Annotated in this window: 15 protein-coding genes; 10 read left to right on the top strand and 5 right to left on the bottom strand. The window is 58.1% G+C overall.

Annotated features, from left to right (window positions below; translation table 11 throughout):
- The first annotated feature begins 71 nt into the window (after positions 1-71).
- Complete coding sequence (locus NJC40_RS10755; protein ID WP_253142867.1) at positions 72-2,447, top strand: TonB-dependent siderophore receptor; 2,376 nt, start codon at positions 72-74, stop codon at positions 2,445-2,447.
- A 206-nt stretch (positions 2,448-2,653) separates the two neighbouring features.
- Here NJC40_RS10755 and pvdQ read toward each other — a convergent pair whose 3' ends face one another.
- Together pvdQ and NJC40_RS10745 are read right to left on the bottom strand one after the other, a co-directional pair.
- Complete coding sequence (gene pvdQ, locus NJC40_RS10750; RefSeq protein WP_253142868.1) at positions 2,654-4,927, bottom strand: bifunctional acylase PvdQ; 2,274 nt, start codon at positions 4,925-4,927, stop codon at positions 2,654-2,656.
- Between the two features lie 84 nt (positions 4,928-5,011).
- On the bottom strand, positions 5,012-5,509 hold the full coding sequence (locus NJC40_RS10745; RefSeq protein ID WP_045487596.1) for a sigma-70 family RNA polymerase sigma factor: 498 nt from the start codon (positions 5,507-5,509) through the stop codon (positions 5,012-5,014).
- A gap of 146 nt (positions 5,510-5,655) precedes the next feature.
- On the opposite strand from NJC40_RS10745, the gene NJC40_RS10740 reads away from it, so the two are divergent.
- Positions 5,656-6,657, top strand: a complete 1,002-nt coding sequence (locus NJC40_RS10740; protein ID WP_253142869.1) for a FecR family protein — start codon at positions 5,656-5,658, stop codon at positions 6,655-6,657.
- A 269-nt stretch (positions 6,658-6,926) separates the two neighbouring features.
- Here NJC40_RS10740 and pvdP read toward each other — a convergent pair whose 3' ends face one another.
- Positions 6,927-8,543: a pyoverdine maturation tyrosinase PvdP gene (pvdP, locus tag NJC40_RS10735; protein ID WP_253142870.1), complete on the bottom strand. Its 1,617-nt coding sequence runs from the start codon at positions 8,541-8,543 to the stop codon at positions 6,927-6,929.
- 161 nt (positions 8,544-8,704) lie between these two features.
- Here pvdP and azu point away from each other — a divergent pair, with 161 nt between their 5' ends.
- Positions 8,705-9,154, top strand: a complete 450-nt coding sequence (azu, locus tag NJC40_RS10730) for an azurin (protein ID WP_045487592.1) — start codon at positions 8,705-8,707, stop codon at positions 9,152-9,154.
- Positions 9,155-9,191: 37 nt separating this feature from the next.
- Here the strand turns inward: azu and NJC40_RS10725 are convergent, their stop codons facing one another.
- Positions 9,192-10,319 carry a cupin-like domain-containing protein gene (locus tag NJC40_RS10725; protein WP_253142871.1) on the bottom strand — a complete coding sequence of 376 codons (1,128 nt, stop codon included), beginning with the start codon at positions 10,317-10,319 and terminating at the stop codon, positions 9,192-9,194.
- Between the two features lie 202 nt (positions 10,320-10,521).
- Here NJC40_RS10725 and NJC40_RS10720 point away from each other — a divergent pair, with 202 nt between their 5' ends.
- The 7 genes from NJC40_RS10720 (at position 10,522) to NJC40_RS10690 (ending at position 20,769) form a co-directional block, all read left to right on the top strand.
- Positions 10,522-11,883, top strand: coding sequence for a dipeptidase (locus tag NJC40_RS10720; RefSeq protein WP_253142872.1), 1,362 nt, complete (start codon positions 10,522-10,524; stop codon positions 11,881-11,883).
- 92 nt (positions 11,884-11,975) lie between these two features.
- Entirely contained in the window at positions 11,976-13,121 is a 1,146-nt protein-coding gene (locus NJC40_RS10715) for an acetyltransferase domain-containing protein (RefSeq protein WP_253142879.1), read from the top strand.
- Positions 13,122-13,214: 93 nt separating this feature from the next.
- Positions 13,215-14,036 carry a dihydropyoverdine dehydrogenase gene (gene pvdO, locus NJC40_RS10710; RefSeq protein ID WP_253142880.1) on the top strand — a complete coding sequence of 274 codons (822 nt, stop codon included), beginning with the start codon at positions 13,215-13,217 and terminating at the stop codon, positions 14,034-14,036.
- A 137-nt stretch (positions 14,037-14,173) separates the two neighbouring features.
- The gene (locus NJC40_RS10705) at positions 14,174-15,241 is read left to right on the top strand and encodes a GNAT family N-acetyltransferase (protein ID WP_253142873.1); all 1,068 of its coding nucleotides are present in this window, start codon (positions 14,174-14,176) and stop codon (positions 15,239-15,241) included.
- Entirely contained in the window at positions 15,238-16,563 is a 1,326-nt protein-coding gene (locus tag NJC40_RS10700; protein WP_253142874.1) for a lysine N(6)-hydroxylase/L-ornithine N(5)-oxygenase family protein, read from the top strand. Before NJC40_RS10705 ends, NJC40_RS10700 begins: the two co-directional genes overlap by 4 nt.
- 17 nt (positions 16,564-16,580) lie before the next feature.
- A complete protein-coding gene (locus tag NJC40_RS10695) occupies positions 16,581-18,230 on the top strand; it encodes a cyclic peptide export ABC transporter (protein WP_253142875.1) in 1,650 nt (549 codons plus the stop codon).
- A gap of 94 nt (positions 18,231-18,324) precedes the next feature.
- A complete protein-coding gene (locus NJC40_RS10690) occupies positions 18,325-20,769 on the top strand; it encodes a TonB-dependent siderophore receptor (RefSeq protein ID WP_253142876.1) in 2,445 nt (814 codons plus the stop codon).
- 212 nt (positions 20,770-20,981) lie between these two features.
- Here the strand turns inward: NJC40_RS10690 and NJC40_RS10685 are convergent, their stop codons facing one another.
- Positions 20,982-21,935: an alpha/beta hydrolase gene (locus tag NJC40_RS10685; RefSeq protein WP_253142877.1), complete on the bottom strand. Its 954-nt coding sequence runs from the start codon at positions 21,933-21,935 to the stop codon at positions 20,982-20,984.
- Positions 21,936-21,958 lie beyond the last annotated feature (23 nt).

The raw sequence follows: 21,958 nt of genomic DNA, 5'->3' as shown, positions 1-21,958 counted from the left end.
CAACATCGATAACCGCTGATACGCCATAGACCCAGAAGAACGCAAAAACGACTGCTCAATTTGGGGAAATCATGGGTAACAACGGATCATCGCCACGCCTCTCACAACGCCTGAGCCTGCTGGCCGCCGCCCTGCTGATGGCCGGCACAGCCATGGCACAGGACACGGCCTATCAGCTCGACATCGCACCGCAGGCACTGGACCAGGCGCTGAATGCCCTGGCCGGGCAGACCGGTAGCCGGATTCTGTTTGCCACCGATATTGCTGAAGGGCGGCAAGCGCAGGGGCTGAAGGCCAGTTTGACGGTGGAGCAAGCGTTGCAGCGGCTGGTGAGCGGTAGCGGGTTGCAGGTGCAGAAGACCGGGGATGGGAGTTATCTGGTTTCGCGGCCGGAGGGAGGTGGGGCGCTGGAGATTTCGTCGGTCGATATTTCGGGTAAGGCGCCTGGCTCGATCACTGAAGGAACTGGCTCCTACACAACTTATGCAACGAGCAGCGCGACACGATTAAACCTTTCTCCAAAGGATACGCCACAGTCGATTACGGTATTAACCAGCCAGCGTCTGGAAGACCAGCGGCTAGAAAATCTTGAAGATGTCCTGGAAGCAACGCCAGGGATCAGCGTACTGCATGTCACCGGCTATGGAACAGACAGCGCTACTATCTCGTCAAGAGGAAGTACGGTTAATAGTTTTCAGATTGACGGCGTACAGACCTCGAGCACTCTGCAAACCTACCTCCAAAACACGGCGATTTATGACCGGGTTGAAGTCGTTCGCGGCGCCACCGGGTTGATGAATAGTCTTGGCTCGCCTGCCGCCACAGTGAATATGGTTCGCAAGCGCCCGACTTATGAGCCTCAGGTCAGTTTGACAGCAGAGGCAGGCAACTGGAGCCGCTATGGAAGCAGTGCAGATATCTCCGGCCCGCTGACAGAGACGGGCAACATCAGAGGCCGTGCGGTGTTAGATTATAAACGCCAAGGCTCGTGGGTTGATAATTACAAACAAGACAGTTACACCTTCTACGGTATTGGAGAAGCTGACCTCAACGACAGCACCTTGCTCACATTTGGCGCAAGTCACATCACCCGTGATACCGACGCGCCCATGAACCGAATGCCGCTATTCTACGGCACCGGCCAACGCTTCGATTTCGACCCATCAGATACCGTCAGTCCCTCATGGTCATACTACGATCACGAGCTGAGCAATGTGTTTGCCTCGGTTGAGCATCATTTTAACTCTAACTGGAGCGGCAAAGCCGAACTCAACTATACCGAGCATCGCTCCGGCTCATTGTATGGCGCCTTTGGCACCGTTGCGCGACCAGGCGCAGGTAGCAATATCAGCAGCTTGCTACGTTACCAACCGACCAGCCGACAAAGTACCTTTGACTCGTATCTCACAGGCAAGTTTTCATTATTCGGTCGTGAGCATGAGCTGATCAGCGGTATCACACTGTCCGACCTGCAGTCCAAGGCCCCCACCTATAACGCCACTTACTCGACCGGCAGTTACTACGTCGCCGACTACTTCGACCTGGAAAACACACTACCAAAACCGGACAACATCACTAAAACAGGAAAGACGGTCACCAATGAAACGCAGCAAAGCGCTTACCTGAGCGCACGCTTCAGCCTCAGCGATGCGACCAGCCTACTGTTGGGCGGACGCGTGACCGACTGGAAACGGGACGTGGACTCCACAACCTTCAGCTCAGGCGTCAAGAGTGAGCGTTTGAACAAGAAAACCGGACTGTTCGTGCCTTATGCCGGCCTCGTTCATGCACTCGACGACAACTGGTCGGTCTATGCAAGCTATACCAAGATCTTCAACCCTCAATTGGCCCGCTACCTGGATATCAACAACTCCCCGCTCGATCCTGAAGAAGGGATCAGCTACGAGGTGGGTATCAAGTCCAGCTTCAACGAAGGGCGGATCAACGCCAGTCTTTCGCTGTACAAAACAGAGCTGGATAACCGCGCCTACTGGTATACGCTGGGCAACCGCACCATTTATGACACCGAAAGCGGCACGGAGACAAAAGGGGTTGAACTGGAATTCAACGGTGAGCTGACAGAAGGCTGGCAGGTCGGCGCAGGCTATAGCTACAACGATATCCGCGATGCCAACGACGCGCGGCTCATGACCTATGTGCCACAACACATCGCCAAGACCTTCACTACCTATAAGCTGTCAGGAGCCCTGAACAAGCTGACAATAGGCGGTGGCGTGGACTGGAGCTCTAAAGTTGAAAACCTGGGGTTCACGCAGGGAAGTTACGCTTTGGCCAATCTCATGGCCCGCTATCAGGTAAACAGCAACCTGTCAGTCTCGGTCAATGTTAACAACATCTTCGACAGGGAATACCTTACCAGCTACAGCACGTGGGGAACTTATGGTCCACCGCGAAATTTTATGACATCGATCAAGTACAGTTACTGATCAAAGGTGCCTGTAAAAGAACTGCACTATTGACGTACACATCTCAACCACAACGATGTACCCTGAGTGTGTTCACGCGTGATCTTGTCGACAAGCGATCGGTATTCAAGAGCATGCTGCCTTTACGCTGGTTGTGAGACCAAACATTACAATGCAAAAAAGCCACTTTTAAAAGTGGCTTTTTTATTAACAAAACCGCAGGTACTTCACTCCCTTAACCGCACCACCTCCAACCCCCGATCCGCCTTGATCTGTTCATCCCTGAACGGCAACACCTGCCAATCCTGCCTTGAAAACAACTCGGTCTGATCCGCAAAATGCGTCGATGCCGGATCACTGGATTGCGAGAACGCCAACAACCCCTGAGCCACCGGCCCCTTCTCATCAAAGCTGACCAACTGGATATAGCTGCTGCCACTGACCACTTTCAGTGTTCCATCCTTCTGCGGCACGCTCTGGATCGCGTTGTACACCCCCAGATGCCCATCGCCGCCCGGAATCGGGATACGCTTGCCGTTATGCGCAACGGCCTGCAGTTGACCCCAGGTGACGTCGGCAGGCAGTTTCAGTGCATCGACTTGAGCAATCGCCTTGTGCAGCATGTCGGCAACCGCTTTGGCCACTTCCGGTTGGTGCCAGTCGATGCCGCGCGGCGTGGTCTGCGGGTTGTTGCTATCGAAGGGCACGCTCCAGCCTTTGCTGGCTTTCTGGAATTCCCGGGCGAAGGCCTGGAAGTACAGCCAGCCGATGGATGCCTGGCTGCTGGCGGTGCGGTCCCAGGATTTCATGGCGATGCAGGCGCGCTCGAAGGAGGTCTGGTCCTTGAGTGCCGCGCACCATTGCAGCAAATCATCGAGCAACAGATTGGCGGCATGTACGCGCTCGCCACTGACCAGATCCTTGAGGAAGGCTTCGCTGATGGGGTTGTTTTCCAGCCCGGCCAGTTGCGTCAGGGCAAAGCGCGCACGCAGGCCCAGTGGCGCACCTTCACGGCTGACCAATGGTGAGAAACCGGTCAACGGTTCTGCCGGGTTACTCATCCACGCGCTGTCGTTGGCGTTCTGCACGAAGTCCTTGCGCAGCAACACCGGCAACTGTGAGCCCGGCACGATACCGGCCTGCACCGCGCCCTCGGCGGTCTGCCAGTCGCAGGCGCTGCGGCTGCCGTCCAGCCCCGGCAGGCCACGGGCCTGAAGCGCCGGGTCGATGCAGCCCTGCAACTGTTGCAGGCTGACATTCGGCACCACCGAGACATTCATGTAAGCGGCCTGGCCCTGCTGGTCGGCAGCCAGGGTGTTGACCCACGGAATGCCCTGGATGCGCTGCACCACGTCACGCAGTTCGCTGACGCTGCCGGCCCGGTTCATCGCGTACCACTGCTCCAGCGCCCGGGTGTTGGCCAGGTTGGCATCCTGGAAAGCATAAGCATGCTGGCTGTCCCAGTCCGCCACGCCCGGCCACTTGATCAGCGGGCCGAAGCGCGATTCATGGATCAGCTGTTTCTGGGTCGTCAGCCTGCCGTCGGCCTCGCGCACCTGAATCTGCACTTCACGGGCCAGCAGCGGATAGCTCTTGCCGTCGATCAGGTAGCGCTGCGGGTCTTTCGGGTCCAGGCGCAGCTTGCGCAGGGTGAAGTGGCCGGAGGTGTCGACGGTGTGGGTCCAGGCCAGCTTCTGGTTGAAACCGATATTGACCACCGGCAAGCCGGGCAGCGAAGCGCCCATCACGTCCAGTTTGCCGGGGATGGTCAGGTGCATCTGATAGAAACGCAGCGCGCCAGACCACGGGAAGTGGGGATTACCGAGCAGTCGACCACGGCCGTTCTCGGTGCGCTCGCCGCCCACGGCAATTGCATTACTGCCACGCTCATAGACCGAGCCCTGAATACGTGCGGTATCAATACTGGCGGTTTTCTCCGCCAACGCGGCAGGCGGCACGGCCGCCAGCAGCGGTTCGGCAAAGCGGCCGATACCGCCTTCGACCATCAACCGGTGAATCAGCCGCACCATGTCGGTTTCCTGCAGCGGCCGAACCCACTCGGCGCCCTGACAGGCCTGCGGTGCGCCTTTGTCTTTGAGGTAGCGGTTAAAGCCGGCGGTATAACCCGTCAGCAACTGCTTGACCGGCTCGGGCTGAGCACGCCAGAACGCATCGACCGCCTTGTCGTTATTGAGCCAGGTAAAGAACAGATCGGAGCTGACATTATCCAGCCGCGCCGAAGACTCGCCCTCACGGCCCATGAACCGCGCACGTTCACCGCGTGCGGTCAGCACTTCTTCGCTGAGCAGGCACAGGTTGTCACGGGCATAGGCATAACCCACGCCATAACCCAGCCCGCGTTCATCATTGGCGCGAATATGCGGGATACCGTAAGAGGTCCAGCGGATTTCAGTCTCACCCTTATCCAGGGCTTCGCGGGTACATCCCGCCTGCAACAAAACGGCGGCAGCCAGCGCACTTATCAGAAAACTTCGACGCACCTGAATCCCCTTGCAATCAATCAGCGACACCGAACGGGCGCACGGCGTGTGGATGCTGGGAAGACGGATGAACTGCAAATAAATTTAACGTTTGGCGCGCGCTGAGTGCTGTTCCATTTCAAACACCCGCACCCGGCAGTGCTTCATGGCATTAACAATGTGTTTTTCGACACTGGCTTTGGATATACCCATCGCGGCGGCAATCTGCTCGTGGCACAACCCTTCAAGCTTGCGCAGCAAAAATGCTTCTCTGCATTTATCAGACAATTCATCGAGCGCCACCATGACCATTTCCGCACGCTGCAGCTCATATAACGAAGCCTGCGGGCTTTGCCGGCGCGGACACTCTTCGGCGATCAGGTCGCTCAAGGGCTCGCTGTGGCGTACCACGTTGCGACGGAAGGCATCGACGCACAGGTTTATTGCAGTGCGGTAAAGAAATGCCTTAGGGTATTCAAGTCCATTGAGGCGTGGGCTTTCCAATACTTTCAAGTAGGCGTCATGCGCTACATCGGCCGCCATATTGCGATCGCGCAAGCGTGCAGTCAGATATCCAACCAGACCTTGATAGTACTGTTCCATGTTCACTCCGCCAAAATATCCGCCATCGGATTATTGACACCTGTTCGCCGTGTTAAACAACGCCTAACTGTATATAATTCTCATCTGCATACAAAGAACTTCATGCAGCCTGTTACAAGAAAACTTCAGCCCAACCGGTAGCCGTCATGTCCAGTCAGTCCCCCTCTTCTGTGCCAGACGAACGCATCAGCGATGAGGCGGCGCACTGGTGCATGCGGTTTAACGAGCCAGATTTCTCGGTCCATGAGCGCGCACAGTTTGAGCAGTGGCTGAGCAGCAGCCCGGCGCATCAGCACGAGTTCGAGGCGATGCAGGAGATCTGGGACATCAGCGAGTTTCTGCCTGCTGCCACAGAGGTAGCGCCGCCGCAGGCACAGGTCATTCCCCTGCCGGTAAAGACCAAGCCTCAAGGCTCTACCACGCGTCATTGGGCGACCGCGGCCGCATTGGCCTTTGCGCTGCCGATGGCCGCTCTGCTCGGCTGGAACCAGGGCTGGGTTCCGAACAGCTACCATCGTTACGCCAGCGACAACGCGATCCAGGACATCACCCTGGCCGATGGCTCGCAGGTGCAAATGAACACCGGCACGAAGCTGTCGTACAGCAATTACAAAGACCAGCGCAGCGTGACCCTGAGGCGGGGCGAAGCCTTCTTCAAGGTTCGCCATGACTCGGCGCATCCTTTCGTGGTCAATGCCGGCAGCGGCCAGGTGCAAGTCACCGGCACTCAGTTCAACGTCTGGACTTATCAGGATTCAGTGGTGGTAACCCTGAGCGAAGGCTCGGTCAGGGTGCTGAGCGACAAGAGCACGCCCGATCGCATCGCCTACCTGTCACCCGGCATGCAGGCCCGCTACAACCCGCAAAGCGTCGATCCGCAAGTGTCCGCCGCGTCGCTGGACAACGCGCTGGCCTGGCGCAACGGCAAACTGGTGCTGGACAACCTGTCGCTGGCCGACGCACTGCCGCAGATCAACCGCTACCTGGAGACCCCGGTGCGCATCGCCGATCCGGCCACCGCCCAGTTGCGCATTGGCGGCATCTACAACACCGGGGACATCAACGGCCTGGTACAGGCCCTGCCAAGGGTGTTGCCGGTGACGTTGAGCCGCAATGCCGAGGGCGAGACGGTAATCAAGCGCAGGTAGGCCGCTGATTCAGGCGGCTGCTTTCGCGGCTGAAGCCAATACTGTTCTGTCAGGGGCCACTGCTGCAATGGTCTGGAATACGGTGGGAACGAGCTCGCTCGTGAAGACGGTGGGACATGCACAGCAGATGCAGTGCTCTTACTGGCCCCTTCATCGGAGTGCCGCCCAGACCAAGGTCGTTCCCACCGAGTTTCAAGTCAGAATCGCGGTGGGGACTTGCGGCGCCTGAATGAACAGTATTGCAACTGAAGCAGATCGCCAGCCGCGTGCTACGCCTTGGGACCCGGCGGCAGGTACTGCCCGTACCAGGGGCGCCGTGGAATGCGCCCGGACAACCGCTCCATCTCCTTCTCGCTGGCACGAATCACATGCAACGCCAGCTTCATGGTCTCGATGTCCAGCTCGCTTTCGCTCGCGCCACCACCATTGCTGCGCCCCCAGGCGCCACAACCGGCCTCGGCCGGCCCCAGCCACGGCGCATCGATCTCCACCCAGCGCCCCTTGGCAAACCATGGCACGCCACCAATATCGGCACGCCGCACTTCGCCCGGATGGAACTGCTCATGGGCGTAAAACCAGTCTTCGATCCGGTCGTCGATCCAGCCATGAAATGCCCAGAACACCGGGTTGACGTGCGAGGAAAAAGCGTCAGCCAGATAGTCGTTCTCGGCGCGAAACCAGCGCTCGGAAAAGTCGTCCGCCGGCCGGTCATAGATCATTGGATAGCCGCTGTTCGGATCACGCCCCACCGCCGCCCAGCACATGTGCAACCAGTCATGCAGCCCCAGCTCGATGCGGCTGCCCAGCTCACCCAGGCATAAGGTGCTGAGGTATTGCGGGTCCTGAAACTGCGCTTCCCAGACCTGGAAGTTGCCGTAATAACCCTCACTGCTCTTTACGTCACGCAGCCACTGATTGAACGCATCATCACCCTGCGACTCCCAGGCCGGCGGCACCGAGTAGCCATCGTGGTTTTCCAGGTACTTCACAAACGGCTCGATACCATGACCGATGAACGGCCGGGGCGGCGGAAAGCGTTGCCAGGATTTCAGATCCTGCATGCTGCGGGCATGGCGCAACATGCCACGGTGCATGTACAGGAAATCTTCGCCAGAGCCATTGTTGTGCCGCTGCTTGCCGCGCGCATCACGCTCCTGGCCCAGCGGCCCCGGCTGCCAGCCCAGCGCCCGCAGCGACTGATGACGATCACTGTCCAGCCGATGCCAGCGGTCACGGGTAGCGTGCCAGAGCTGGTGATAGAGACGATGCCCCGGTGAGATCAACCAGGCATGCAGCTCAGCGGTATAAGGCAGGCGCTCACGGGCCTGGATAAACGGCCGCCGGGTCGCGACGAAACGGGCCTGAACGGCAGAGAGCCCGGCCTGGGCACCACGCAACTGCAACTGGCCGCTGAGCGTCGCCTCGCCACCGCCGGTGCTCCAGACGCCCCAGACCTCATCAAAGATCGCCGTACACTCATAAGCACGGCCTTGCGGACCAACCAGCTTCCAGCGCAGGTTTGGCTCTTTATCGACCTTCAGCTCGCCGAACAGCTCGAAGCCTCCCGAGGTAAACGGCCGACGCCCCAGATGGCCGCGCAGCGCCTTGCCGGACGGCCCGACGTCCAGCAGTAACTCCAGACCCTCACTGGCCAGTTCGGCAAAATCCTGCTGCCATTCCAGCAAGCGGAAATCCCAGATACCGACCAGACGCCCGGCCAGCAGGCTCTGCCCCAGTGTCGGCGGGACGATGGTGGGTTCTTCGACCAGCGCCGCCTCTTCGGCGGCCTGATAGCGCTGATAGCCCATGATCGGTAAGCCAATCCCGCCTGCCGTCGCCGCCACTGCCGCTGCGCCCGCCAGTAATCCTCGCCGAGAAAACTTCATCTAACCCCATCCGCTTGTCCGCCTTGCGCTCAAAGCGCCTGCCCCAAGAACGAATGGATCACAGCGGAATTTATCCGTCAGGTGCCCACGCACTAAAAAGCACAGGGCGCTGCTCGTTCATTCGGCTGGACCTTTTCAATTCAGTCCCACCGGAGTTCCCCATGCATCGCGCTTTACTGCTGACCCTTACCCTCGCCCTGCCCGGCTTTGCCTGGGCCGCCGATGACTGCTCGACCGAGATCCATGGCACCGACCAGATGACGTTCGACAAAAACGAAATCGTGGTGCCTGCCAGTTGCAAGAGCTTCAAGGTCGTGCTGAAACACCCTGGCAACCTGCCCAAGCAAGTGATGGGGCATAACTGGGTACTGAGCGAAACCAGCAACATGCAAGCCATCGTCAACGACGGCGCCGCAGCTGGCGTCGAGCATGACTACCTGAAACCCGATGACGCCCGGATTATTGCCCACACAAAAATGCTCAGCGGCGGCGAAGAAGACAGCGTGACCATCGACACCAGCAAACTGAAGGCTGATGGCGACTACCAGTTCTTCTGCTCATTCCCGGCCCACTCGGTGCTGATGAAAGGCCGCTTCAAGATCGGCGTGTGAAACGGGGGCCGCCAGCGATGGCGGCCTCTTCAAGGCATTACCAGCCCCGGCCCGAATTGACCCAGAAGTTGACCGACAGCGAGGTCGACACCGATTCGACCTGATGGAACCAGCCCTCCGGCAGGAACAACAGATCGCCGGCCTCCAGCACGATGCGGTGAAAAATCAGCTCCCGCGCAGCCGGATATTTGTCAAAGTCCGGTTGATTGGGATTCACCTCACAGCCCTCCAGGCCACCGCCCTCGGAGGTCGACCAGGTGCCCAGCGCCTCCCGATAATGCGGCGCCGCCAGAATGAACGACTTCTGACCCCAGACCTGAGCAAACATATTGTCCGAGTCATCCCGGTGCAGCGGCGTCAAGGTGCCCTTGGGACCAATCCAGATACGCGGCTTGATATACAGCGAGCGGTCGAAATACTCCGGAAAGCGAATCAGCTCCAGCAACTGCGGCGGCACCACGTTATTGCCCATGTACGGCGGCTTTTCTCCCGGTGCCAGCGGCCGCTCCAGCGAGGCGATGAATTCGGCAATGGACGTGGAACGGAAATCGCGGTCCGTGGAGAAGGTTTTCTCCGCGTAATCACCGTGCCGGGTAATGCCCTTCAACTCGGCGAAATGCACGATGGATTCTTCGCGGCTCATATTGAAGAACGGCCAGTCGCGCAGGGCATCGGTGAGAATCACTGGCGTGCCGAACGGCAGGTAGTCACGGCGGAAGTCTGCCACCGACAGACCAGCGAAAGGCCGCCGCTCGATCTCCAGCAACGTAGCCTGGCTGGCCGAGAGCCGATCACTGTAACGCTCACGCGCAGGGTAGCGATGGTTCATGGCCGCAGCCGGCTTTTCCACCGCGACGCCACGGCGCGCCGCATCAATGATCTGCGGCAACAGGGTCGCCAGGCCCATCTGCCCGTCGATCTTCAAGCGGCCGCTGGCGAACAGTTCTTCGACATCCTGCGTGCCTTGCAGAATGCCGGCAAACTCCTGCGCCCCCACGGCGATGGTGACATCAGCCGCCGCATGCCGCCCCGGCTGGACATCAAGCCCGTCCTTTACCGCCGCCCACACCGCATTGCCCTGGCCAAAATCGAACTGGAACACCCCCTGCACGCCCACCGCCTGCGCACCAGAAAACAGCCGGGTCAATACCGCGAGCACATCCATACATCATCTCTCCTGAGAGGTAGATAAAGTGCCCGCCCACATCACCGTTTTACAGAGCGGCACACGACATGCCCTTTAAACGAGTAGCCTGCCGGTGAAATTATCCGAAACACCCGAGCATTAAATTCCCCAATGCCTGACTCGTTATTCCTCGCAACCACCGGCAGCCAGCCGGTACACGTGGACAGAGCCCGGGAGTTTAATGAGCATGAGTCGCGCAGCCAGGAAATGGCTAATCTTGAGCATCGTGACATTGGCCGCACTGGCAGCCGTCGCCGCCCTGGCCTGGTGGTTTTTTATAGGCCGCCTGCAACCCTACCCCTCGGACGTCATGCGCCGCGCCACAGAAATGCAAGAGCGCATTCTGTCGTTCGACAGTCATATCGATATTCAGCCTGACTTCGGCAGCGCCGGTAACGAAGCCAACAAAGATGGCAATACCCAGTTCGATCTGGTCAAAGCCAGTCGCGGCCGCCTCAGTGGCGCGGCTCTGACGATCTGGGCATGGCCGGAGTTCTGGACAGGCCCCAACGCACCGCATCGCCCAACACCAGGCTTCATCGAAGCCGCACGCCATGAACAGGAAACCCGCTACCGGATCATCACCGGTATTGCCAAGGACTTCCCGAACCAGGCCGGCATCGCCTACACACCCGCCGACTTCAAGCGTCTGGCCCATGAAGGCAAGTTCGCGATCGTGATCAGCATGCTCAATGCCTATCCGCTGGGTGATGATGTATCCCGCTTGGATGACTGGGCCGCACGGGGCATGCGCATCTTCGGCTTCAGCTACGTCGGCAATAACGCTTGGGCAGACTCATCGCGGCCAATGCCGTTCTTTGGTGACTCACCGGATGAACACGGCGGGCTTTCGGAACTGGGCCGTCAGGCCGTACGTCGCCTCAACGACCTGGGCGTGGTGATCGACGTGTCACAAATGTCCAGCCTGGCCGTTGAGCAGGTCACGCAACTGACCCGCGCCCCGGTGATTGCCTCGCACTCCAGCGTCAAGGGTCTGGTAGATCTGCAACGTAACCTCAGCGACAAGGAACTGCGCCTGATCCGTGATACCGGTGGTGTGGTGCAGATTCCGGGCTTCTCCTCTTATCTGAAGCCTTTCACGGAAGACACCCTGAACAAAGTCAACGAAATGCGCGCCGGCTTCGGTCTGCCCAAAGTACAGAACCTGTCCCAGGCCAGCATGCCCGCCGACCCGGTGTTCTCGATCTGGCCGGAGCAGAAGTTCGGCGAATATGCCGGGGCGCTGTACGCCATCCTGGAAGTCGACCCAAAAGCCACGCTCAAGGAGTTCGGCGACGCCATTGACTACACCGTGAAAAAGATCGGCATCGACCACGTAGGTATCAGCTCAGACTTCAACGATGGTGGCGGAATCACAGGTTTTGAAAACGTTGGGGATGTCCGCAATGTCACTGCAGAACTCATTCAACGCGGCTACTCCGAAGAGGACATTGCCAAGATCTGGGGTGGCAACTTCCTGCGGGTATGGGAGCAGGTGCAGCAATCAGGCAAACCTGCAACGCCAGTCGCAGCCCAGCGCTGAACGACAACCCGGCAAGCGCCTCGACGGAGAAAAGAGCATTGAGCACTTCATATGACAGCCTCGCCACCAGCACTTCATCCGTGACCAGCCTCATGGCCAAAGCCACTGCACGTGCCCGGCTGGCAAGTATCGATGCACTGCGCGGCATTATCCTTCTGGCCATGCTGGTCGACCATGTTCGCGAGACGTTTTTCCTGCATCACGAAGTCGATGACCCGGTCGCCTACACCACGCCAGTAGGGCTGTACCTGACCCGGATGATCACCGAACCCTGCGCTACATTGTTCGTGTTTCTGACCGGCCTTTCCGCCTGGCTCTATGCCCAGAGCCATGACCTGAACAGCACACGCACGTTTCTGTTCAAACGCGGCCTGTTTCTGCTGCTGCTCGAAGTGACGCTGGTGGATTTCGCCTGGAGCGGAGAGTTTCCAGCCCGCTCGCTGGACTTACAGGTGATCTGGTGCATTGGCGTCAGCATGATCGTACTGGCCGGTCTATTGAGCCTTTCTCGTATCAGTATGCTGATACTGGGCACTATGATTGTCGGCGGGCACAACCTGCTTGATGGCGTAACCGTCGAGCATCAATCCATCTGGTATCTGCCTTGGGCGATGCTGCATGAGCGCGCATCTTTCGAGTTCGAGCACTTTCCGGACATATTCACCAGTTACCCCCTGCTGCCCTGGTTCGGAGTGATCCTTCTTGGCTACGCCGCCGGCCCCTTGTATGCATCCGGCACAGACTCACAAAAACGTATCTCGACCCTGCTCAAAATCAGCGCCGGACTGTTTATCGGCTTCGTCATCCTGCGTTATCTGAACATCTACGGCGACAAACCCTGGGTGCATACCGGCGACTGGCTGCAAACCCTGCTGAGTTTCAAGAGCGCAACCAAATACCCACCCTCACTGATGTTCCTGCTGCCGTCACTGGCCTTTGGCATGTTGGCACTGGCACTGCTGGAGAAACATCAAAACAGCAGAGCCATTCAACTGCTCGCCACTTACGGCGGTGCGCCGATGTTCTTCTACCTGCTGCACCTGTACTCGCTCAAGGTGTTGTACCTCGTTGTGCTGCACACCCTTGGCCCGAACATGGATGGCTACTACGGGTTTGACACGCTATCCGGCATCTGGCTTTGCGCGATTGTGCTGAGCATCGCCTTGTACTTTCCGACCAGTTGGTTTGCGCGTCTCAAGCAGCGCAGACGAGATCTGACCTGGCTGCGGTATTTCTGATTGTCATTTGCATGACTCTAGGTGGATGAAGACTCATCCCTGATAACGAGGTAAACGATGAAACCGCTCGTACTTTTGGGCTCAATTGCCTGCATGGCTTTTTCTCTGGGCAGTGTCGCTGCGGAGCCGAAAAAGCCCGGCACCGTGTTCAAGGATTGCAAAGACTGCCCGGAAATGGTCGTGCTACCAGCCGGCAGCTATGTCATGGGCACGCCAGAAGATGAGCTGGGACGCCAACCCGATGAAGGTCCGCAGCACACTGTGACCTTTGCCAAACCCTTTGCGATAAGCCGCTTCCAGGTGACCGCCGGCGAGCTGGATGCCTATATCAAGGCAAGCGGCGTGGTGATCAAAAGCGGAGACAAGCGCCCAGGGCGCTGGTGCGAGGCGAGCAAACCGACTTACAAGCAAGGGCCGAAGCAACCGGCCGTGTGCGTCGATTATTACGAGATTCAGGCTTACGCCGATTGGTTGGCCAAACAGACCGGCAAGCGTTACAGGATGATCAGCGAGGCCGAGCGCGAATACGCCGCGCGTGCAGGTTCCACAGGGCCTTTTCCTTTCCCGTTCGACAAAGAAGGCGAGTACCAGATCAGCAAGCACGCCAACACTTATGGTCCTGCGGATGGGTATGCCTACAGCTCACCTGTAGGCAGCTATCCGGCCAATGCCTTTGGTGTCTACGACATGCATGGCAACGTTTACGAATGGGTCGCTGACTGCCTGCACGAGGACTACAACGGTGCACCTACAGACGGAAGCGCCTGGATCGACGACGAAAAATGCGAGATCGCTCAGATGCGCGGCAATGATTGGGGCGAACCTCCGATCTTTTCGCGCTCCGGCAACCGCAATGCCATCTATAAAAATGCACGAGGTGATTTCCTGGGTTTCAGGGTCGCCAGAGATCTCTGAAATTTCGAAGTACCAGACGTGCCTGCAGATCCGCAGGCACTGCTCACTCGCTACTCACTTTCCCGCTGAGCTGCTGCTAAATCCCGCCCCCACTTCTTCGTTTCACAGCTATAGCCTTTGAAGCGCGGAACGCCCGAATGAATACTCATGCCGACCTACCGGTCCTCAGCCATCTTTATCCCGACCGGCAACTCCGGGTTCATTACCGCGAAGACACACTCGTGGTGCTGCTCGATAACATCGCGCATCTGGAGATCGCCCTGTATCTCGCTTGTTCCGATCAATTGGAGGGCAAGCTGCGCTATCTGGAGCACGGTCTTGAACAGCAGACATTGCTGGCGGCGCTGGAAGCAGTTTTCACGACTCACCCGTCGCTAAAAAGCATCACGCTGACAGGCACGACCTCCACCGCGACCGACTCTCTGATTGCCGATGGCGTATTGAGAATCACCGGACCCGAGCGCATCACGTGTTACGCCGAAGCGTTCTGGCAGCACCCACAGATATGGCTCAACAAAGCCTCATTCGGCGCGGCACCACAACAGTTGGTCATCAGCGACGGCAAACGCCATCCGCTACGCCCCAGGTCTTCTACAGAGGTGCTGTATAGCCGCTATATCCCTTGGCTGGGTCAGACGCTGACCTTTCAGCAAGCAGACCCGGACCGCGACCTGCACGCTTTCAACCGCTGGATGAACAGCCCGCGTGTTGCGCACTTCTGGGAAGAAGAAGGCAGCCTGGAACAGCACCACGCCTATCTGCAAAAACAACTGAACGACCCACACACCCTGCCCTTGATCGGCCGCTTCGACGGTCAGCCATTCGGCTACTTCGAAGCCTACTGGGCCAAGGAAGACCGTATTGCGCCGTTCTATGACGCCGCTGATTACGATCGCGGCCTGCACCTGCTGGTCGGTGAAGAGGCGTTTCGCGGCAAGGCGTTCTACACCGCCTGGTTTTCCTCGATCTGCCATTACCTGTTCCTCGACGACCCACGCACCCAGCGCCTGGTCTGCGAGCCTCGCCACGACAACCTGCGACAGATCGCCAACTTCGACCGCAGCGGCTTTGCCAAGGTCAAGCATTTCGATTTTCCCCACAAGCGCGCACTGCTGGTGATGTTGACTCGTGAGCGCTTCTTTTCCGAGCGGCTGTACCAACCCCTGGACAGCGTCAAACCATCGAAGGAAGGAATTACGGTATGAACACCGCCACCATTCATGACGTCATTGGCGTCGGCTTCGGCCCCTCCAACCTGGCCCTGGCCATTGCCCTGGAAGAACTCGCGCAACACAACGGCAAGGCGCTCAATGCCCTGTTCCTCGACAAGCAGGCCAACTACCGCTGGCACGGCGATACGTTGTCCTCGCAAAGCGAGCTGCAAATCTCGTTCCTCAAAGACCTGGTGTCACTGCGCAACCCCACCAGCCCTTACAGCTTCGTCAATTACCTCAAGAAGCAGGATCGACTGATCGACTTCGTCAACCTGGGCACCTTCTACCCTTGCCGTCTGGAGTTTAACGACTACCTGGGCTGGGTCGCCGAGCAGTTTGCCGAGCAGGCCGTCTATGGTGAAGAAGTCACGCGCATCGAGCCCGAACTCGATAATGGTGCAATTCATCATCTCAAGCTGATCTCGCGTAATGCCAACGGCCAGGAGCAGGTCCGTCGCACTCGCTCGGTGGTGATCAGCACCGGTGGCTCGCCAAAAATCCCGACCGCGTTCGAGGCATTCAAGAACGACCCACGCGTATTCCACCACTCCACCTACCTGAGCAGCGTAAAAAACCTGCCGTGCAGCGAAGGCAAGCCGATGCGTATCGCGATCATCGGTTCGGGGCAAAGCGCTGCCGAAGCCTTCATCGACTTGAACGACAGCTTCCCGTCAGTGAAGGTGGAAATGATCCTGCGCGGCACCGCTCTCAAGCCTGCCGACGACACCCCGTTCGTCAACGAAATTTTCGCACCGCAATACACCGATCTGGTATTCCAGCAGCCGCCGCAAGATCGTCAGAAGCTGATCAACGAGTACCACAACACCAACTACTCGGTGGTCGACCAGGAACTGATCGAGCGCATTTACGGCATCCTCTATCGTCAGAAAGTCGCCCACCAGTACCGCCACGCCGTGCTGTGCCGCCAGCAGGTTGAAGCGGTGCATTCCAGCGAACAAGGCATCGAACTGACCCTGCGTGATCTCGCCACCCACCAGCAGCGCACCCATCGCTACGACGCTGTCATTCTGGCCACCGGCTATGAGCGCCGAACCCACCGCTCACTGCTGGCGCCACTGGAAGATCACCTGAAAGGTTTCGAAGTGGACCGCGACTACCGGGCGCTGGCCTCTCCTGCGCTGCACGCGCCAGTGTTTTTGCAAGGCTTCTGCGAAGCCTCACATGGCCTGAGTGACACGCTGCTTTCCGTACTGCCGATGCGCAGCGAAGAAATCGGCAAGGCCCTATACCGATCACTGAAGATCAGCAACCCGATCAACGACACTCAGGCCGCGACGCTGATCAGCGCCTGACCCAGCAGGAATTATGTATGTCCCAGCCGACCCGTGGCGCCATTCGCGAACTTCTGACGCTGCTCAAACCCTTCTGGCCAATCGTGACGATTTCCATTGTCTTGGGCATGGCTGGAGGTCTGAGCATTACCATTCTGCTCGCCACCATCAATGACGTGTTGCACTCCGACAGCGGCATGAGTCAAGGCGTCGTGCTGGGTTTTGCAGGACTTTGCCTGCTGGCCCTGTGCAGCTCGATTCTTTCCGATATTGGAACCAACTTCGTAGGCCAGAACATCATTGCCAAACTGCGCAAGGATCTTGGCGAGAAGGTGCTGTCCGCCCCCATCGAACAGATTGAGCGTTATCGCACCCATCGGCTTATTCCAGTGCTGACCCACGATGTCGATACGATCAGTGATTTCGCTTTCGCTTTCGCGCCCTTGGCGATCTCGCTGACCGTCACCCTTGGCTGCCTGGGGTATCTGGCCATGTTGTCTTGGCCGATGTTCCTGCTCATGGTCATTGCCACCGTGGTGGGCACCATTGTGCAGTACATTGCCCGTGGCCACGGTATCGAAGGGTTCATCGCTGCTCGGGACTTTGAAGACCAGCTTCAGAAGCACTACAACGCCGTCGCCGAAGGTGCCAAGGAATTGCGCATCAATCGACCGCGCCGACAAAGGATGTTCACTCAGCGCATACAAGGCACAGCCAATCATATTCGCGACCTTCAGATCCGCGCGATCAACATCTTCGTGGTCGCCAAGACCTTTGGCTCAATGCTGTTTTTTGTGGTCATCGGGTTGGCATTGGCGTTTCAGGCCTACTGGCCCGACGCAGACAAAAGCGTGATGAGCGGCTTCGTTCTGGTGCTGCTCTACATGAAAGGCCCTCTGGAGCATCTGGTCGGCACGCTGCCTATCGTCAGTCGTGCCCAGATCGCCTTCAGGCGCATTGCCGAACTGTCCGAAAAATTCTCCTCACCAGAGCCGCACCTGCTGCTCGAAGACAAAGACAGCCAGCCTCGTACCTTGCACAGTCTTGAACTGCGCGATGTGCAATATGGTTTCCCGGCAACCGAAGGAAGCGAACCGTTCCGCCTGGGTCCAGTCAACCTGCTGATCGAGCAAGGCGAAATTGTGTTCATCGTGGGCGAAAATGGCTGTGGCAAGACGACGCTGATCAAACTGCTGCTAGGCCTCTACACGCCCCACAAAGGCGAAATCCTTCTGGACGCCAAACCTGTCGTTGCTCAAACACGGGACGATTACCGGCAACTGTTTACCACGGTATTCGCCGACTACTACCTGTTCGACGAGCTGGTCCAGGGAAGTTCAGACCTGCCTAATGAAGCCGAACACTACCTGCAACGCATGGAGATTTCCCACAAGGTCAGTATCAAAGAGGGCGCCTTCAGCACCACGGATCTGTCCACTGGCCAGCGCAAGCGCTTGGCGCTACTGAGCGCCTGGCTGGAAGGACGCCCGGTGCTGGTGTTTGACGAATGGGCTGCCGATCAGGATCCGACCTTCAGGCGGATTTTTTATACTGAGCTACTGCCCGATCTGAAACGACTGGGCAAAACCATCATCGTCATCAGCCATGATGACCGCTATTTCGACATCGCCGACCAACTGGTCAGAATGGAATCAGGTCGGGTCATCAGCGAAGCGGTACACGCCTGAATAAACCCTCTCGAAACGTTTCCGGTTTTCATAACGGGAACGTTTTACTTTAGCGAAAAGAAAAAATTCTCACTTGCATAAAAAGAGAAGCACCATGCCCGCACACACTTCAACCCACCTGACGCCTCTCGCAAAAGCGCTGATGATGCGTCACGCACTGCGTTCGAAACTGTCCTTGAGTGGCCTCGGTATGATGATGGCCATGGGGATGGCCGCTCACGTTCAGGCGCAGGAATGGACCCTGAAAATTCCGGCACAACCACTCGACCAGGCACTGCAACGCTTTGCCGAACAAGTGAACATCCAGGTTCTTTATAGCCCGAGCGATGTACAGCAACTGCGCTCCACTGCGTTGAACGGCCGCTATGACCTGGATCGCTCGATCAGCACGCTGCTTCAGGGAACCGGTATCCAGTATCAGCTTTCGGGCAATACCCTGACATTGCAGCCAGCCTCTTCGGGAAAGGCGCTGGAGCTGGGAGCGACTAACGTAAAAGGCACTCAGCTGGCTGCTACTACCGAGGGTACCGGCAGCTATACCACCGGCTCGAGCAATACGGCCACCGGGTTGAATCTGTCGCTCAAGGAAACTCCGCAAAGCGTTTCAGTGGTCACCCAGCAGATGATCAAGGATCGCCACTACGAGTCCCTCGACCAGGCGCTCAATCATACCCCGGGCATTCTGGTGAAACAGGATACCGGCGATACGCGCTGGGAATACTGGGCACGTGGCTCGGTCATCAACACCATTCAGTACGACGGTCTGACCTCACCCATCCAGACCTTCACCCGCGACGTGACAGCGGACGATGACCTGGTGATCTACGACCGCGTCGAAGTGGTACGCGGCGCCACCGGCCTTATGACCGGGGCAGGTAACCCATCTGCGTCGGTCAACCTGATCCGCAAGCACAGCACCGCGCAGCCGCAAGCCTCGCTGAGCACCTCAGTGTCCTCATGGGGCAACATTCGCAGTACCTTTGATGGTTCAACGCCGCTCAACGATGCCGGCACAGTGCGTGGTCGTACAGTGATCTCCGGTTTCACCGGCAAGAATCAGCGCAACAGCTCAGAAAGCGACAACGGCTTGCTGTACGGCGTGCTGGACATGGATCTGAGCAGCTCTACCACGGCCAGCGTCGGCTTCACCTATCAGGTGCAGAATAACGACGGCTACTCATGGACAGGACTGCCGACCCGGCGCGACGGCTCGTTCTATGATTTCGATCAAGGGTCGTTCGTGGGCAGCGACTGGTTCTATCTTGATCGTCGGCAAACCACCCTGTATGCCGACATCGAACACCGCTTCGATAATGACTGGAAGCTCAAGGCCGCCGCCCGCGGTATCAAGGCAGAGTCGGACTATGTGTCGGGCTCGGGCTACCTGATAGGCTCGAACTACTTCCGGGAAGACTATGACGTCGACTACGAAGACGAGAGCCATTCGTTCAACCTGGACCTCTCGGGCCCCTTCAATGCCTTGGGCCGCACCCACGAGCTGATGCTGGGTGTCAGTAGCGGGCGCGATCATATCTGGACAGGTGGTGGATTCGTTCCAGATACCTTCGTGGGCAACGTTGAGACTTACAATTATCGATCCATTCCCAAGCCAGACCTGAACCAGAACCTCTACACTCGGGGCTTCACCGTGCAACAGCACGGGTTGTTCGCAGCCACACGGCTGAACCTGGCAGACTCGCTCAAACTGATCCTCGGCAGCCGTGTCTCGTGGTATGAAAACAAGTCTTTCACTCTGAACGACTTCGGCTACACACCCGCAAACTACAGCGTCAAAGGTGAAGTAGTACCTTACGTCGGTCTGGTATACGACTTCAACGATACCTACAGCGCCTACGCCAGCTACACCGAGATTTTCAACCCGCAAAGCGCCGTCGACCGTCAAGGACGGCTCCTTGATCCGGTTGAGGGTACCAACGCAGAGCTGGGTATCAAGGCAAGTTTTGCCGAAGAGCGCCTGAACCTCTCTACCGCCGTTTTCGAAACCAAACGCACCAACCTGGCTGTTTCGCTGCCAAGCATTTCTTGCAACGCCGGCATTCAGAGTTGCTACGAGGCGGCACAGGAAGTGCGTACACGGGGTGTCGAGTTCGAGGTCAATGGTGAAATCCAGCCGGGCTGGAACGTCCAGGCAGGTTATACTTGGTCCCAGTCCGAGTACATCGAAGGAGATAACAAAGGCCAGGCGTACGGTACCGAGAGCAGCCCGAAACACTTGGCAAAAGTGGGCACGACCTATCGCTTGCCTGGCATTTGGCAGGCACTGACCGTTGGATCCTCGGTACGTGCACAAAGCAAGACGTTCTATAAGGGTAGCGATTACTACATTGAGCAACCTACCTTCGCCGTGGTCGATGCAATGGCACGCTACACCTTCAATGATCGGGTATCGCTGCAGTTGAACGTCAATAACCTGTTTGATCGCGAGTACTACCAAACGATCACCACCACCTACCACAGCGGCAACTTCATTGGTCCTGGGCGCAATGCGCTGCTGACGCTGGATTACAACTTCTGGTGAGTAGACAGATGGAAACCCGCAACGGGTTTCCCATCCTGCATTGGCGATCCCTCGGTCCCCGTAAAGGGCACCTCTACAAGGGATCGCATCCGCTGTTCCACACCTCACGCGACTACAAATGTCTGCTCTTGATCATTTGAAGCAACCCAGTGCCTGAATGAATAGGCCCAGGTTGCAGATCATGAGAGCGTCCTTGCGGCCTGACCTCAAACTCATTCAAACGCGTTTCGCAACACGGCCACTAAACGCTGGTACACCTCATCGATTTCTGCGGTCACCATGCGCATGCGCAGAAAGTCGTGCACCAGGCCGCCAAAGGTTTCGTACTGCACAGTAACCCCTTGCCCCTGCAAGTGTCGCGCATAAGCCCGGCCCTCATCGAGCAGTGGATCGTACCCGGCCAGCGCCACGTAAGCCGGCGCTACGCCCCGTAACCCGGTGGCCAGCAATGGCGAGAAACGCCAATCACTGCGGTCTTGCGGTTTGCTGGCATAGTGATCGTAAAACCATTGCAGCGTTTCATCTTCCAACAAGTAGCCTTGCGCGAACAGCGTCCGTGACTCCCAGGCCGTTGATGCGTCCGTCACCGGATAACACAGCAACTGCAAGCAGGGCGTAATGGGTCCCGCTTCATTCGCAGCACTGATTGCCAGCACCGTTGCCAACGTTGCACCAACACTGTCGCCGCCCAGAGCCACGCGCTGGACATCAAGCTCCAACGCATGGGCATTGAGCGCAAGCCAGGCCAGCGTGTCGGCACAGTCGTCAAGAGCAACCGGGAAGCGATGCTCCGGCGCACGGCGATAGTCCACTGTCAGCACTGCACAAGGTGTACGGGCGCAGAACTCGCGGCAGACACCATCGTGCGAGGCGATGCTGCCGACGACAAAGCCGCCGCCATGCAAGTACAACAAGACCGGCAACGGTTGCTCGCCGGCATTGCTCGGCCGATACAGACGCAGCGCCAGGCTGGCGCCATCGCGGGCAATGCAGCTCAGATCCTGGGTTTGGACCTCAGGCGCAGGCCAGCGCATACGTGTAGAGGCCTGCTCAAAGGCCAGCCTGGCCTGCTCGGGTGTGCTCTGGTGAAAAGCCATGGACTGGCCGTCGCCGGGGTTGGCGTCGACCAAATCAAGGAATTCGGCAATTTCGGGATTCAAGGACATGGCAGTATTCCATGGCCGGTCGT

Source organism: Pseudomonas sp. 21LCFQ02 (assembly GCF_024129895.2).
GTDB lineage: Bacteria > Pseudomonadota > Gammaproteobacteria > Pseudomonadales > Pseudomonadaceae > Aquipseudomonas.
This window is presented reverse-complemented; position numbering and strand designations above follow the sequence as displayed.